The 13,852-nt window shown below is 38.5% G+C and carries 17 protein-coding genes; 6 read left to right on the top strand and 11 right to left on the bottom strand.

The genetic code is table 11. The features are described 5' to 3' along the window. Window positions 1-9 precede the first annotated feature (9 nt). Entirely contained in the window at window positions 10-702 is a 693-nt protein-coding gene (locus DSM106972_RS42535; protein WP_127086373.1) for a LuxR C-terminal-related transcriptional regulator, read from the top strand. A gap of 116 nt (window positions 703-818) precedes the next feature. Here DSM106972_RS42535 and DSM106972_RS42530 read toward each other — a convergent pair whose 3' ends face one another. Further along, window positions 819-1,088 carry a hypothetical protein gene (locus tag DSM106972_RS42530; protein WP_127086372.1) on the bottom strand — a complete coding sequence of 90 codons (270 nt, stop codon included), beginning with the start codon at window positions 1,086-1,088 and terminating at the stop codon, window positions 819-821. Between the two features lie 249 nt (window positions 1,089-1,337). Here DSM106972_RS42530 and DSM106972_RS42525 point away from each other — a divergent pair, with 249 nt between their 5' ends. Together DSM106972_RS42525 and DSM106972_RS42520 are read left to right on the top strand one after the other, a co-directional pair. Next, window positions 1,338-2,639: an FAD-dependent oxidoreductase gene (locus tag DSM106972_RS42525; RefSeq protein ID WP_127086371.1), complete on the top strand. Its 1,302-nt coding sequence runs from the start codon at window positions 1,338-1,340 to the stop codon at window positions 2,637-2,639. 69 nt (window positions 2,640-2,708) lie between these two features. After that, window positions 2,709-3,206, top strand: a complete 498-nt coding sequence (locus tag DSM106972_RS42520) for a cupin domain-containing protein (RefSeq protein WP_127086370.1) — start codon at window positions 2,709-2,711, stop codon at window positions 3,204-3,206. A 176-nt stretch (window positions 3,207-3,382) separates the two neighbouring features. Here DSM106972_RS42520 and DSM106972_RS42515 read toward each other — a convergent pair whose 3' ends face one another. The 3 genes from DSM106972_RS42515 to DSM106972_RS42505 form a co-directional block, all read right to left on the bottom strand. Next, window positions 3,383-3,739: a type II toxin-antitoxin system PemK/MazF family toxin gene (locus tag DSM106972_RS42515; protein WP_127086369.1), complete on the bottom strand. Its 357-nt coding sequence runs from the start codon at window positions 3,737-3,739 to the stop codon at window positions 3,383-3,385. Next, window positions 3,739-3,978: a type II toxin-antitoxin system MazE family antitoxin gene (gene mazE / locus DSM106972_RS42510; RefSeq protein WP_127086368.1), complete on the bottom strand. Its 240-nt coding sequence runs from the start codon at window positions 3,976-3,978 to the stop codon at window positions 3,739-3,741. Before mazE ends, DSM106972_RS42515 begins: the two co-directional genes overlap by 1 nt. Before the next feature lie 273 nt (window positions 3,979-4,251). Further along, the gene (locus DSM106972_RS42505; protein WP_127086367.1) at window positions 4,252-5,118 is read right to left on the bottom strand and encodes an oxidoreductase; all 867 of its coding nucleotides are present in this window, start codon (window positions 5,116-5,118) and stop codon (window positions 4,252-4,254) included. A 195-nt stretch (window positions 5,119-5,313) separates the two neighbouring features. Between DSM106972_RS42505 and DSM106972_RS42500 the strand changes: the two genes are divergently transcribed. Further along, window positions 5,314-6,198 carry a LysR family transcriptional regulator gene (locus tag DSM106972_RS42500; protein ID WP_127086366.1) on the top strand — a complete coding sequence of 295 codons (885 nt, stop codon included), beginning with the start codon at window positions 5,314-5,316 and terminating at the stop codon, window positions 6,196-6,198. Between the two features lie 154 nt (window positions 6,199-6,352). On the opposite strand, the gene DSM106972_RS42495 is transcribed toward DSM106972_RS42500, so the two are convergent. The 3 genes from DSM106972_RS42495 to DSM106972_RS42485 all read right to left on the bottom strand — a co-directional run bounded on the left by DSM106972_RS42495 (window position 6,353) and on the right by DSM106972_RS42485 (window position 9,745). Beyond that, window positions 6,353-7,048: a class I SAM-dependent methyltransferase gene (locus tag DSM106972_RS42495; protein WP_127086365.1), complete on the bottom strand. Its 696-nt coding sequence runs from the start codon at window positions 7,046-7,048 to the stop codon at window positions 6,353-6,355. A gap of 108 nt (window positions 7,049-7,156) precedes the next feature. After that, complete coding sequence (locus DSM106972_RS42490) at window positions 7,157-8,026, bottom strand: AraC family transcriptional regulator (protein WP_127086364.1); 870 nt, start codon at window positions 8,024-8,026, stop codon at window positions 7,157-7,159. Between the two features lie 111 nt (window positions 8,027-8,137). Then, window positions 8,138-9,745 (bottom strand): phytoene desaturase family protein, encoded by a 1,608-nt coding sequence (locus DSM106972_RS42485; RefSeq protein ID WP_127086363.1) that lies wholly within the window; start codon window positions 9,743-9,745, stop codon window positions 8,138-8,140. A gap of 110 nt (window positions 9,746-9,855) precedes the next feature. On the opposite strand from DSM106972_RS42485, the gene DSM106972_RS42480 reads away from it, so the two are divergent. Then, window positions 9,856-10,470: a TetR/AcrR family transcriptional regulator gene (locus tag DSM106972_RS42480; protein ID WP_127086362.1), complete on the top strand. Its 615-nt coding sequence runs from the start codon at window positions 9,856-9,858 to the stop codon at window positions 10,468-10,470. A 160-nt stretch (window positions 10,471-10,630) separates the two neighbouring features. Further along, complete coding sequence (locus DSM106972_RS42475) at window positions 10,631-11,497, top strand: class I SAM-dependent methyltransferase (RefSeq protein WP_127086361.1); 867 nt, start codon at window positions 10,631-10,633, stop codon at window positions 11,495-11,497. 155 nt (window positions 11,498-11,652) lie between these two features. Here DSM106972_RS42475 and DSM106972_RS42470 read toward each other — a convergent pair whose 3' ends face one another. From DSM106972_RS42470 to DSM106972_RS42455, 4 genes are all read right to left on the bottom strand, one after another. Continuing rightward, on the bottom strand, window positions 11,653-12,894 hold the full coding sequence (locus DSM106972_RS42470; protein WP_127086360.1) for an amino acid permease: 1,242 nt from the start codon (window positions 12,892-12,894) through the stop codon (window positions 11,653-11,655). A 76-nt stretch (window positions 12,895-12,970) separates the two neighbouring features. Further along, window positions 12,971-13,306 carry a type II toxin-antitoxin system RelE/ParE family toxin gene (locus tag DSM106972_RS42465; RefSeq protein WP_127086359.1) on the bottom strand — a complete coding sequence of 112 codons (336 nt, stop codon included), beginning with the start codon at window positions 13,304-13,306 and terminating at the stop codon, window positions 12,971-12,973. Beyond that, window positions 13,303-13,557, bottom strand: coding sequence for a hypothetical protein (locus DSM106972_RS42460; protein ID WP_127086358.1), 255 nt, complete (start codon window positions 13,555-13,557; stop codon window positions 13,303-13,305). Before DSM106972_RS42460 ends, DSM106972_RS42465 begins: the two co-directional genes overlap by 4 nt. A 96-nt stretch (window positions 13,558-13,653) precedes the next feature. Next, on the bottom strand, window positions 13,654-13,791 hold the full coding sequence (locus DSM106972_RS42455) for a metallophosphoesterase (RefSeq protein WP_233787134.1): 138 nt from the start codon (window positions 13,789-13,791) through the stop codon (window positions 13,654-13,656). Between the last annotated feature and the right edge of the window lie 61 nt (window positions 13,792-13,852).

Raw genomic sequence — 13,852 nt, 5'->3', positions numbered from 1 at the left:
GTTTGACCTATGGCACCTAATACGTTGCAGTCTTTACTAGCTGAGATTCAAAATGCCAGCGACGAGTATGAGTTAAAGCAGTACGTCAAAATAAGAGCAGGTCAATATTTTGCAGCAAAACGTTCAAGTTTATTTTTCTTGAGCGAAATGCCTTTAATTAATAAGAATACTCCTAAGATTATCAAATTAGCTTTATCTGTAGAACATAACCCTGTTTTACGCTACTTGGTTGAGAATCACGCACCAGTTCACGAAGAATTGTTGTTACCACCTGGAGCATGGAATAATATATGCCCGCGCGGCGACCACGGGCATGTTATGGCAGGGCCAATTATTAGCAATGGTCATTTAATTGGAGGTGTTGGTTTTACACGTAATCGCGAAGACTCTCCTTTTGATTCTAGAAATATTGCTGATTTGACAGCTATGAGTTTACATTTGTCAACCTGGCTTACAACAAAACAATTAGAAACAAAAAATTATAATCCATCAAATTATATAGCAATAAACAAACTAACAGCGCGCGAAGTTCAAATTGCAGAATTAGTATCACAAGGATTAACTAATGCAGAAATTGGCGCCAAGCTATGGATTCAAGAAAATTCCGTCAAGCAAGCTTTAAAAAGAATGTTTCGTAAACTTGACGTTGCATCGCGCGCGGAAATGGTTGGAAAGCTTTTTGCGACTACAAACAGAATTTAATCTTTTGAACTAAGCAAATTTTATTTGTTGGCAGTTACCGTTTTCGTGATTGATGCGACTAAGTAGATTTGTCCAAAAGCATCCATTAAATTAATGATTGCTCTTCAGTGTTCCTACTAAACTTTTAAATTTATCCTTGACTCTGGAATACACACTTTGTTTTGATCTTGTTTACGTTGTCCCGATGCTGTTTGCCAAGTAGTATGAATCGATGCTCCTTCAAACGGAATAGCAATTTTAAAATGAGGGTCGGTGTGTTCTGCAAAATGCCCAGGATTGCTGCAAGCGTAAGAAACACCACCTGAAGGTAATCGCACAATCTTTTCAAAAACTGGCAAAGGTGTATTTTCTCCGGGAATAGTGCAAAGTAGGCTATCGATTGACATGTGCTTACAACCTCATACAGTGTTGGATGTAAAATCTTTTAGTTACCTAAGCGTCAGTAGTAATATATTATCATTATCAAAATGGCAACAACCTGACAAATGCATAATTTCATTAAACCTCTACCCATTAAATAAATAGACCTAACGTCTTGATAGGAGGACTAAGTACTGAGGAGTAAAATTTATTCATCTACGTACAAATGTTGTACTGATAAATATTGCAAAACTATAACAAAACGATAATTAGTTATGAACAAGAAAGTTGTAATTGTAGGTGCAGGTCCAGTTGGACTACTTTTGGCTCATTATTTGTTAGGTCGTGATTCATATCAAATTGATATTTATGAACGTCGTAGTGACCCGCGAACGGTTTCATTCTCAAAATCCAGAAGCTATCCCGTCGTAATTAACCAACGAGGAATCGAAGCTTTAAGCAATATTGAAGGTGTTTTTGAAGCACTTAAGGCAACGAGTGTAGAAAGTGTTGGTTCGATGATTCATCTGAAAGACGCTAAAACGCGCGTTCTACCAAGGGAAAAACCAATTTACATTCTTGACCGCACTCATTTAGTAATTACTTTGCTTGAAACACTGACTAAAAAATATGATAGTAGTCGTCTCAATATTCATTTTGACCATCGATGCAAGCTTCTGGATTTTGAGGCTAATATTGTAACATTTGAAAATGTGGCATCTACAGCAGAAGTTTGTGCTAATTATAACTTGTTGATTGGCGCCGATGGATCAAAATCACGGGTTAGAGAGAAGTTTCTTTCACAAGACCTATTTGAGTTTGAGCAAAAATATATTCCCTATGCTTATAAATCAATTTTTTTGACGACTGACGAACCACCATCTTTACAACCAGGTTACATCCATACTTGGAGAGCAGGCAACGGTATTGCAGCAACACTGGTACCTCTACGAGATGGAACAATCAGTGGAACTATTAACTTTCCACGCAAAAATAACGCTATAGCAAATTTTTCTACCACAGAGGATGTTGTCCAATTTTTTCGATATAATTTTCCAGAAATAAGTCAGCTTTTATCATTAGAAGAGGCAGAAGCGTTTCTGAATCGTCCAATTTCAAATATTTTAACAATTCGCTGTAGTCATTATCACTATAGTGATAGCGTACTGCTGATTGGCGATGCGGCTCATGCAACTTCTCCTTCCTTGGGTCAAGGTTGTAATGCGGCATTTGAAGATGTAGTAATTTTTAATACTTTACTTAATGAGTATTCAGATAATTGGGCAGAAGCACTTGCACAATTTACCCTACGTCGTAAACCAGATGCTCATGCTTTAGTTGAGCTAAGTGATAATGCTTTCCCTATGTCTGATAAACTACTGTTTTTCGAGTTTTTCATTAGACTACGGTCTGCTCAAATTTTGCATCAACTTTTTCCTAAACGCTTCTCGAAGTCACTATTGCAACTTGTATCAGAAACAACTCTCCCCTACTCAGAAATTTTGAATACTTATCAGAATTGGATTACAAAAGTCAAACAGTCAAATAAAAGGTACATGACGAAAACAGAAATATGATACGTTAGAGAAATAAAGCATACAGTAATAAGGTCAGAATATTTGCCAACTTAATAGGAGGACATCAAAATGACTGATGAACAACATTCTTTGCTGAAAGCATCTGAGATTAATTCAATGGATGCGTTTGAGTTTCATCATCCGCTTAATCCTAATTCAGAAATTTATTTACGGTTTCTTGGGCGTGCTGTCGGTCTTAAACGCATTGGTGTAACGATTGCTCGTGTGCCTCCGGGCAAGGAATCTTTCATTTATCACGCTCACCAAAATGAAGAGGAATGGGTTTACATCTTGTCAGGTCGAGGTATTGCGGAAATTGGAGATATAGAATACGAAGTTGAATCAGGAGACTTCATGGGATTTGGGCTACCCCAACAACCCCATCACCTTCGTAATCCCTTCAATGAAGACCTTGTATACCTGATAGGTGGAGAAGCAGGACGCTTAGATGTTGGCGTTTTTCCTAGGCTTGGTAAACGGGTGATTCGTGATAGTGAGTCAGCTTACATACTTGATGAGTCAGCGCTTCAACTTTTTTGGAGCAGCAAGCAATCTGCTGAGGATTGATGCGCTTGCGGCATAACAATTCAAATGCGGCGTACAAACGAGAGCTATTAGTACTGAGTTCGTTTTTGTTTGCTGCCGCCTCAATATTTTTTACGCACTTGCCTCTATATATTGGATGGTTTAGCGTTTTTTAATACATCTTTTATTACTCTCTACTGTTGAGCATAATTAATCTATCAAGAAAATTCAAGTACTATATTTAATGCAGTACGAATCGATTCCCAATATTCTTCTTCCAACACTCCTACTAAGCCAAGAACTCGGCTATTATCAATACTACGAATTTGTCCAACATCAATGTAACGGTCTTGGTCTAAACCATTCATAGCAGATGCTACAACATTAACAATGTAAGGCGCCTTTTTGCTTCCTGGTCTAAATGGCATTATGATTGTTAATGAACCGTGCTGATTCATTATATCGTTCTGAACAATTAGGCAAGAGCGTGTTTTTTGCAATTCTGTACCCACTGTTGGGTCAAGTTTACAAAAACGTATTTCTCCACGTCGATAAGTTAAGTTACCTTTGGGCATTATTCAATTCCATCAGAGGCGACACAATCCCAAAGTGCGATTTCTTTCTGGTACTCTGGATCATTAGCATCTTCGGTAAGCGCTGCAATTATCTCTGCTTCTAAAACTTTACGACGATGTTGACTCAAAACATCGTTGATATACCTACTACGGTTAGAAGTTTCTTCATTATTAGCAGCACGCTTATCTATAAAAGCCAAAATATCTTCATCAAGTGTAATTGTTACTTTCTTAGCCAAAGGTATACCTCCTTGGTCTTACTATTTTGTCTTACTTATTCATCATATTATATTATAAGCACTGCATATGATAATATCAAAAAATTACAACACGCCTGGTCGTAATCTGTAATTACTGATGAATTTTCGTGCAGATGAACTTAACCTAGCTATGCTTAGGTACCTCAGCTGTAAATACTGCGTAGGTTTTGATATATAAGTTAAAATAGATCCCCCTAAATCTCGCACGAATTCGGGGGACTTTGTAAGGCTTTTAGCTACCCAACGATTACCTCAGTTATTACTATCTGTATAATCCGTACTTATAGTAACCTGCTGCCAAGCATCCAAATCCGTTTTGAGCCATTCCAATTTTTCCTGAATTAGGCTCATGGCATCGGCGCCTAATGCCAGTCGCATCGGTGGATGAGGACTTTCCACAGCTTGAATGATGGCTTGCGCCGCTAATCGTGGATTGCCGGGTTGCTTACCATCCATCTGTTTGAACCACTGCAATGAAGCACCGCTCACGGTCGCATAGGCATCAATGCATTGTTGGGCTGCTGCTAGAGAGCGTCCGTTAAAATCTGTGCGGAATGCCCCAGGTTCAATTAAAGTAACTTTAACTCCAAAGGCTTCAACCTCCTTAGCCAAGGCTTCAGACGTACCTTCCAGGGCAAATTTAGCGCCACAGTAGAGGCTGCTTCCACCAAATCCCACTAATCCTGCTGTGGATGACATATTTACAATGTGACCGCTGCCTTGCTGACGCATCACAGGCAAGACAGTTCGCATCAGACGGAGTGCCCCAAAGAAGTTGGTTTCAAAATATTGGTGAATATCAACATCACTGACTTCTTCGAGTGCGGCAATTAGTCCATGACCAGCATTGTTGACCAGCACATCAATTCGACCAAATGTGGCGATTGCTGTATCAACCGCTGCTTGTATGTCTTGGGATAACGTTACATCTAGACGTACAGCCTTTGCGGTCTCTGGATATTGCTCAATCAAAGCGCGAAGTTGCTCTGGTTTGCGAGCAGTAGCAAGCAGGTAGTCGCCCTTCTTCAAAACAGCTTCTGCTAGAGCTTGCCCAAACCCTGTTGAACATCCTGTAATCAACCAAACTTTAGGAGCAATACGATTTTTGTCTGAGTTCATTTGTTTTCTCCAATATAAAGGGTTTCAGTAATAAAAATTACAATTATTATTTGTTTACGTGTGGACATTGGTAAACGCGCAGCCTTATTTCCTAGAGTAAAAACTTTCGATAAATATGTCCAATATAATTTTTGTCTTAGAATAATACTTAAAAAGTATTAAAATGAAATATTTTAGGATATAAGAATAAATCAGATGGAACTTCGGCATTTACGGTACTTTGTAACAGTGGCAGAAGAACTACATTTTGGTCGAGCCGCAGAAAAATTACAAATGGCTCAACCACCGCTCAGTTATCAGATACGCCAATTAGAAGATGAGTTAGGTGTCGAGCTTTTTCATCGCACAAAACGCAGTGTTAAATTAACAGAAGTAGGGCAATTATTTTTAGAAGAAGCTCGTCAAATTCTTACACAAGCAGATCAAGCAGTTCAAATTGTTCAACGGGCTTATGAAGGAGAAGTAGGTCGTTTAATATTAGGTTTTGTAGGCTCTGCAACTTACAGTATTCTTCCAGACGCTTTAAAAGCTTTTCGCAAACGATTTCCGCGCATTCTTCTCACCCTGCATGAAATGACAACAGCAGAAACAGTCCAAGCTTTACACGAGAAACGAATTCATCTTGGTTTTGTTCGTCCCCCCGTGAACGATGAGGAACTAATAATGGAATCAGTACTAAAAGAATCATTTATTGTAGCGTTACCAGAATCTCATTTCCTAGCTCAAGAAACAAAAGTATCTCTAAAAATGCTTGCAGATGAACCATTTATTTTATCTCCACGTCATTTGGGTTCGGGCTTTTATGATCAAATTATCACCATATGCCAAAAAGCAGGTTTCAGTCCTCAAGTAGCACAAGAAGCAGTGCAAATGCAAACAATCGTTAGCTTAGTCGCAGCAGAGTTAGGAGTTGCGATAGTTCCCTCTTCTATGCAAAATATTCAACGAGTTGGAGTAATATATAAAGATTTGGCAGAAGAAACTCCACAAGTCGAATTGGCAATGATTTGGCGCCGGCATGAAACATCGGCGATCTTACATAAGTTTTTAGATACTATAACAGTCTTACATGATTTATAAAAAATTATATCCATGTAGAGACGCGAGGAACATCGCGTCTCTAAGACGTGCGGATTTTATAAATGATGCGCGGCGCCTATATTGTTGGTGTTAGTATTAGCCTTGACATCAGTATTTATACTTATAATTATTATAGGCGCCTATGTCCTTTGTGTTAACTTACCACTTTACTAGCAAACCAAGCTTTAAACCAAAGTGAAGAAAAGAACATTATTGGTTTTGTAAATCCAGCTTTTGTGATTAATTCGGCTTCTTTTTCTCCTGAAATTGGGAAAGTCGAAGTATTTAATGCATCTAGAAGTTGTTGAAGCTTTTCCTCAGACTCTCCCTTAAATTTAGCATGTTGACAATAAAGATTAATAAATATGTCAAATTCTTCTGTGTTTTTAGATATAGACATGTCTGCTAAAACTAAAATCCCATTGGGCTTAAGTTTGGTATAAATATCTTGTAAAAGCTGTATTTTTTTTGCTTCATCAAGGAAATGCATTACTAAAATACACGTAACTGCATCAAATAAAGTCTCATTTGATACATCTGATATCAAGCCTTCAATCAATTTAACTTGATTTGTGACATTGGCGTGTTCTACCCAGAATTTTGCAGCTTCAAGCATCTTTGACGATGGGTCAACGCCTGTCATCTGCCATGTGGGGGAAAATTTGGCAAGAGTTTTAATCTCCATCCCACCCCCGGCGCCGACAATTAATATATTGGCATTATCAGGTATATTTAAACTAAGATAGCAGCCAGCAATTTCATACAACGATGCATAACCTGGGACAAGATGCGCCGCCGTCTCGTGGTATTGTTCGGCTTCTGGGAGAAAAGCAACTTTATTGAAATCCATAGTTTTTGCAAGAATGATGTTGTGATTTACTTCAGAATATTTGTTTCATTACTCACCAGTCTTTTAAATTCTTGCCGCTTTATCAAAAACTTGCCCATATCAAAAAAATTACAATTTACTTCGATAATTTTTTGGTGTCACTCCAACTAAGCGATGAAATGCTGAAGTAAAATGGCTTTGACTGGAAAAACCTAGCTTGTAGCTAATTTCTACAATTGGTATTTTAGTTTGACTAAGAAGATGTTTCGCTCGCTCGATACGTTGCTGCATTAAATATTGATGTGGTGAGTATCCCGTAGATAGCTTGAATGCGCGCGCAAAACGATATTGACTCATTTGTACTACAAAAGCTAGTTCAGCAAGGGTTATATTTTCTTCCAGGTGTTCGCTTATATAATCAGTTGCCTGTTTTAGCTTCTGCGCTGAAAGTCTTTGGTGTAAATCATTGATATCAGCGCGATTAGCTGAATAATGTCTAACTAAATGTGTTGCTAAAATATTAACGGCTGATTCTACATACAAGAGCCTTGGTGAACCATGTTGAAATTCTTGCCGCAGTTCTAAGCCTAATTGACGAATCAATACATCGCGCGCAGTCCAATTTTCAATAATTTCAACAGTTCCAACTAATTCCTCAGCGACTTCTTCAATTAACGATGCTTCTAAATTTACAATAATCATTTCTAACCGATTTTCTAAAGTTGTCTCATGAGGTAAGTTTGCTGGAAGAATAGAAACATGACCTTGCCTAACATGATTTTGTTTACGTTGTCCTGATGCTGTTTGCCAAGTAGTATGAATCGATGCTCCTTCAAACGGAATCGCAATTTTAAAATGAGGGTCGGTGTGTTCCGCAAAATGTGCAGGATTACTACAACCATAAGAAACACCACCCTTCAGTAATCGCACAATCTTCTCAAAAACTGGTAAAGGCGTGTTTTCTCCGGGAATAGTGCAAAGTAAACTATCTATTGACATATAGTTACAACCTTATAAAGTGTTGTACGTAAAATCTTTTAGTTGCCTGAGAATTTGTTAATAGTAGTATAATCATTCTCAAAATTGCAACAATCTGGCTACATAATCTTATCAAAGCTGCTTTGCTGCTGTTGCAAATGCTTGTGGTATCGAGATGCCATCAGGGAGACAACTTACAGTTGTAATTCCAGCCAACATTGCAGAAACAATACCACCCATATACAAGTCGGCGCCTGTCAGGTAAAGTCCAAAAACAGGGGTTTCAGCTTTTGTCCAAGCAGCATTTTGGGGTGCAAACCGTTCTGGAATGGCAGGCAAACCATAAATTCCACCTTTGTTATGTCCAGTGAAATGTTCATTAGTTAGAGGAGTTGAAAGTTCGTAATATGCAACTAAATTGGCAAAGCCAGGATAGTGTTTTTCTATTTGCTGAATCAATGCTTGGCTAATACGTTCTTTTAATTGCTGATAATCTGTGTCTCGATGCAGCCAGGTTTGAGTTTTCCACTTTGTAAATGCGTCATAATCTACCCAGGCAACAATTTCAGCAGTGTGTGCTGTTGCGTTAGGGTCTTTTAGTGATGGAAAAGATAAATAGGATTGTGGAGGTTGATTATCCCATATCCAATGAAGGCGCCGTTTATAAGTGACATTGTGGTCAATATTCTCATAAATCCAGTGATTTTCGCCCCGAAAACCAAGCTTTCTTGAGTCATCTGCTAAACCTAAATACAACGTTACGTTTGTAATTGATGAATGCTTTTGAACAAACTGCCGTAATGGCTCCCTAAATGGAATGGGATAATTTGCTGGAATTAGTTTAAGGTAGGTAGTTGCGGCGCCTGTATTAGAAACTATCACTGGAGCATAGTAAGTCTCTTTAGTCACTTTTGAGGCATTTACCTTGCGAACCTTCACCCCAACCGCTCGACCTTTTTCAATTAAAATCTGGGTAACTTCCCGATTTAACAAGAATTGCCCGCCGTTTTTTTCTACAATATCTTTTACACTCTGGCCGATTTTCCCGGCGCCTCCGACAGGATAATAAGCTCCATTTAAATAGTGCATTGCAATGGTGGCATGAACTGCGAATGGACTTTGAGAAGGAGGCAAACCATAGTCACCCCATTGCGAAACTAGCAATGCTTTTAATTGGGGATTTGTGAAATGCTTATCGAAATATTCCTGTGTCGTCAAGTCTAATTTAATACCGCTCCATAATTTGCCTAGATGTCCTATCGTCTTAAATATCCAGTTGCCATTTATACGTATATTGTGCAGAAATAAAGCAGCAGCAGCTTTTTGCAAATCTCGGAAATATTGCTGAATCGCTCGTTTTTCCTTTGGGAATACTCGTATCAAATCATCTTGAAAGCGTCTTGGATCACCATACAAATCAAACGTCAATTCTGGGTAGACGAACCGCTCAAACGGCTCTGGCATCTTATTCCATTGCACACCCTTTTGTGTAACCAAGTCAAACAGTTGACGCATCAACGAGCCTTCATTCATCTGCCCAATGTAATGAATTCCTACATCCCAATGAAATTGCTGTCTCTTGAAATCATGGGTAAAACCACCTGCTTTAAAATGACGTTCTAACACCAACACTCGTTTGCCCCGTAGTTGTGCCATCAAGCTGGCAACTGTGAGGACGCCCATACCAGAACCAATCAATATCAAGTCGTAAGCGGAATCCTCAATTGATTTAGCTTGCATAACTATTCTCCTTGAATGTTTACATCGTCAACATAATAATAACTAAACATGTTGACAGTGTAAACAAAGCAAGTGTAAACTTTTATTAAGGGCTAAGAAGAAAGGAGAGTATGGCTGAGAAAACTGCGTATCATCATGGAGATTTACGACAGGCGTTAATTGATGGCGCCATCTCACTGATTGCAGAACAGGATGTAAGTAGTTTGTCGCTGCGGGAAGTTGCGCGAAGGGTGGGAGTGTCCCATGCGGCGCCTTACCGACACTTTCAGGATAAGGAGAGCTTATTAGCAGCAGTCGCAGAAGAAGGATTTATTGGCTTAACAGAAGCAATGAATAGGGGGATAGAGCAGGCGCCGGATGAACCCCTGAAACGTTTAGAAGCAACTGGAGTAGCATATGTACAGTTTGCTGTAGCTCATCCATCTCATTACAGGGTGATGTTTGGTAGTTATCAGGGAGAGCAAGCATCTCATCCAGAACGCGCGCAGGCAGGATGGCAGGCGTTTCAGGTATTGTTTAATGCTATTGAAGCAGGGCAATCTGCCCTTGCTGTGAGAGCAGGAGATACAATGCAACTAGGGTGGGTTGCTTGGTCAACGGTGCATGGGTTAGCAATGTTGCTAATTGATGGGCGATTACCAGTTACTCAAGCTCAGGATATTCAAGCATTATCAGAATTTGTTACTCGTACTTTAATTGCTGGATTAGCGCGCGAGCCGTATTGAAACCCAGCGTAAGGGCATCTAAAAAGGAAGTGCGAGCGCAAATAGCTCATAAAAACTTTTGCGGTTATTAGCAATATAATAAGTTATGTTGGCTGCTATGAATAACGCATTACAATACATTTGTGATTCAGAAGGGCAAACAGTGAAGTAAATATCAATTATGGCTAATTCTCCTTTTAGAAAAGAACTTCATGAGGAAAATCGTTTATCTTGGAACGAAGCTACAAAAGCTCATAACAGTCATAAAGGTAATCAAGCAAAGTTTTTCCTTGAAGGTGGTAGCACTTTGTTTCCTGAAGAAGTAGAATTATTAGGAGATATTGCTGATTTATCTGTGGTTCATCTTCAATGTAACGCTGGACAAGATACATTATCACTAGCTCGCTTAGGCGCCAATGTAACTGGTGTAGATATTAGTGATGAAGCAATAGATTTTGCTCAGAAATTGGCGCAGGATTCTGGTATTAATGTGGGTTTTGAAAGAGCAGATGTATTTGATTGGTTAGAAAAAACTGCAAACAAAACTGAGTATGATATTGTATTCTCTTCTTATGGTGCAATTTGTTGGCTATCTGATTTAAATCTTTGGGCGTATAGGATTGCTTCTGTTCTTAAACAAGGTGGACGCTTGATTATGATGGAATTCCACCCTGTAGCAATGATGTTTGATATTGATTGGAGCCACAAGTTTCCTTACTTCCAAAATGGAGAACCACTGACATGTGTTGATGGTGTTAGTGATTATGTTGCTGAGTCTAACACGGGTTTGGCGCCTGATAATTATCAAGCAGGAGTACAAAATTTTCGCAACCTATATCGTTCACACGAATTTCAGTGGGGAATTGGCGAAATAATAACAGCATTATTGCAAGCTGGATTAATACTGGTTACTTTTAAAGAATATCCTTACTCAAATGGTTGGAAACCTTTTGAAAACATGAGAGAAGAACCAGGAAGAAGATGGTTTTCCCTCGAAAATATACCAAATATACCCTTGATGTACGGCATTGTAGCAATGAAAAAATAATGGGTATGTTTTCATTTTTGAGCTACCAGCATTGCATTGATATAAGTAAAAAATCTGTTTTTTTGTATAAATTGTATCTATGTAGATACCGTTCATGTACGGTCTCTACAACGTGCGTAAACCAGAGGCTTTTCCGTAGAGGTTTTTATATGAATTTATTTTATGAATGACAATATTTTATTAAAGATGACTAAAATTGCTATGCTAATGACAATAACTAGAGTTGTTTTACCGCCTGGAACTAATCTACGATAGTTATGAATATTTTCATTATCACGGCGCCGCTTCCATACCATTAACGCTGGAATAATAGCTCCTAAAACTGAAATACAAAAGGCGCCAGCAGTTTCGAGTGCATTTAAAAATATATTCGGATTCAATACAGCTAAACACATTGGTGGAAATAAAACCAAACCATATGTTAATGGGCGTGCAGTTGATAATTTTACTACATCGAGAAAATTCAGCAGACCGTAAAAGAAGCCTATAAAAGAAGTAATAATTGCAACTTCAGAAAAGACTGAAACCATTATTTCCAGCAAATTTCCCCCACTTCCACCTCGTAAATTTTCTAGCGGGTCAAATTTTTCTGCACCAGTAAAGTTTTTTAGTAATTCCGAATCTACACTACCTAAAATTACAGCATTCCACGCAATAAACATTAAAAGTGGAATTAATGAGCCAAAAAAAATTGACTGTTTAACTTTTCTTGCGTCTCCTTCTAATTGAATTGCAATTACTGGAATCACATTATGATAAAATAATGCGACTAACATAACTGGAATCGCAGCAGTTAACTTAGTCCAATCTTGAAAAGCAAACTGTGATAAATGAACCTGTCTACTTGCCAAAAACAATAGGCCAGTGAATGAAGCTATTACTACAAATACTAAAGCGTTATTCAATTTTTCAATTAACTTTGGATGCCCAAAATACATAACTCCACCAAACAACAGCCCAAATATCGTTGTCCCTGCCCAGTTTGGTAAATCAACTGGCAACGTGACCAGCAATATTTCTCCACCTTGAGCAATATACGCAACCAGCAACCCGTAATGCAAGAATAAATATGCACCACCAGCTAATATTGCTCCCGGTTTTCCTAATATATTCTCCACCATCGCTAAAAAACTACTACTGGCGCCTGAGTTCCGCATCCCATCTAAACTAACTTCAGCAATTAATAACCCAGATACTAAAGCATATAACCATACAGCGATTAATGATACCGTCGAAGGCGCCACTCCCGAAGGCAAAGTTACTGTCGGTAAAGCCAAAATTCCGGCGCCAACTGTTGTTCCAGCAATTAACGCGGTACTCCCCAACACACTACCTGGTTGGTGAAGTATCTTATCACCATTAAATTCTATATTTGAAAACAAACGTGTAGTCTGCATCTACTCAAAATGTAAAGATATATTACATAATCATAATAACTTTGATTATGTAATAAAGTTCTCCATACTAATGGCGTTATGACTCTGGTTCTTCACCTATGGTTTGCTGTGCAGCGTGCTTAATATGTAAAATACGAACTGTAGAAACTTCTTCTTCCTCAATAATCGTGAAGATGATACGGTATAAATTGCGCCCTTTACCATAAAGAAGTTGTCTAATTTCCTGGCTAAAAAACTCATTCTCACGTGCTATGGAACAAGGTTTCGGCATTTGTGATAAAGACTCAATTGCCTGCAACAATCCTGCATACCACTGACTCGCTGTTGTCGGAGATGTGATTTGAGACAACCTTAAGAAGGCATCGTCAGCTTCAACCTCTGCCACACTAGAAATATCGACGCGATACTTCATAAATCGGTTGGTAGATTATATTTACGACGCTGTTCTGAAGCAAATTCATCAAAAGAACGAAACTTGCCTGCTTCAAAATCATCTAAACCTTGCTGAATTCCTTGTACAGCTTTTTGAGTTTCTTGTGCTTCCAACTCTAATACACCGGCTAGTAATTCAGATGCTACCAAATTAACATCTTGACCTTGCTGCGCTGCTTTACTACGCAATAGGGCTTCTAGTTCTGGATTAAGGGTAACAATAATAGCCATTGAGCTATTGCCTTCTTATGTATCTATTTTATAGATATTAGCATATTAGACGATCCTTTTACAGATTTGAAAATAGGTGAATTCCCAAATCGGTCATTACCTGTAACCATAAGTCTTGGGTTGGTAATCTCCCAAGGAAATTAAGCAATCTTCCTCTGTAATTTCTACTTTAGCTAATAGCTGAAGCAGTTCTGTATAGCAACCATGAATATCGCCAACTACAATTGTTCGCATAGTTCAAGCCCGATTGAATAAGCTCAGAGTATTATTAATGTAATATGTATTGTAATATAAA

This window comes from Dulcicalothrix desertica PCC 7102, from assembly GCF_003991905.1.
GTDB classification, from domain to species: Bacteria; Cyanobacteriota; Cyanobacteriia; order Cyanobacteriales; family Nostocaceae; genus Dulcicalothrix; species Dulcicalothrix desertica.
The sequence above is the reverse complement of the archived record's forward strand: the minus strand, read 5'-3'. Positions and strand labels throughout refer to the sequence as shown.

Coding starts and splice junctions, on each gene's coding strand:
- DSM106972_RS42535 (WP_127086373.1), top strand. CDS start 10: ATGGCACCTAATACGTTGCAGTCTTTACTAGCTGAGATTCAAAATGCC.
- DSM106972_RS42530 (WP_127086372.1), bottom strand. CDS start 1,088: ATGTCAATCGATAGCCTACTTTGCACTATTCCCGGAGAAAATACACCT.
- DSM106972_RS42525 (WP_127086371.1), top strand. CDS start 1,338: ATGAACAAGAAAGTTGTAATTGTAGGTGCAGGTCCAGTTGGACTACTT.
- DSM106972_RS42520 (WP_127086370.1), top strand. CDS start 2,709: ATGACTGATGAACAACATTCTTTGCTGAAAGCATCTGAGATTAATTCA.
- DSM106972_RS42515 (WP_127086369.1), bottom strand. CDS start 3,739: ATGCCCAAAGGTAACTTAACTTATCGACGTGGAGAAATACGTTTTTGT.
- DSM106972_RS42505 (WP_127086367.1), bottom strand. CDS start 5,118: ATGAACTCAGACAAAAATCGTATTGCTCCTAAAGTTTGGTTGATTACA.
- DSM106972_RS42500 (WP_127086366.1), top strand. CDS start 5,314: ATGGAACTTCGGCATTTACGGTACTTTGTAACAGTGGCAGAAGAACTA.
- DSM106972_RS42495 (WP_127086365.1), bottom strand. CDS start 7,048: ATGGATTTCAATAAAGTTGCTTTTCTCCCAGAAGCCGAACAATACCAC.
- DSM106972_RS42490 (WP_127086364.1), bottom strand. CDS start 8,026: ATGTCAATAGATAGTTTACTTTGCACTATTCCCGGAGAAAACACGCCT.
- DSM106972_RS42485 (WP_127086363.1), bottom strand. CDS start 9,745: ATGCAAGCTAAATCAATTGAGGATTCCGCTTACGACTTGATATTGATT.
- DSM106972_RS42480 (WP_127086362.1), top strand. CDS start 9,856: ATGGCTGAGAAAACTGCGTATCATCATGGAGATTTACGACAGGCGTTA.
- DSM106972_RS42475 (WP_127086361.1), top strand. CDS start 10,631: ATGGCTAATTCTCCTTTTAGAAAAGAACTTCATGAGGAAAATCGTTTA.
- DSM106972_RS42470 (WP_127086360.1), bottom strand. CDS start 12,894: ATGCAGACTACACGTTTGTTTTCAAATATAGAATTTAATGGTGATAAG.
- DSM106972_RS42465 (WP_127086359.1), bottom strand. CDS start 13,306: ATGAAGTATCGCGTCGATATTTCTAGTGTGGCAGAGGTTGAAGCTGAC.
- DSM106972_RS42460 (WP_127086358.1), bottom strand. CDS start 13,557: ATGGCTATTATTGTTACCCTTAATCCAGAACTAGAAGCCCTATTGCGT.
- DSM106972_RS42455 (WP_233787134.1), bottom strand. CDS start 13,791: ATGCGAACAATTGTAGTTGGCGATATTCATGGTTGCTATACAGAACTG.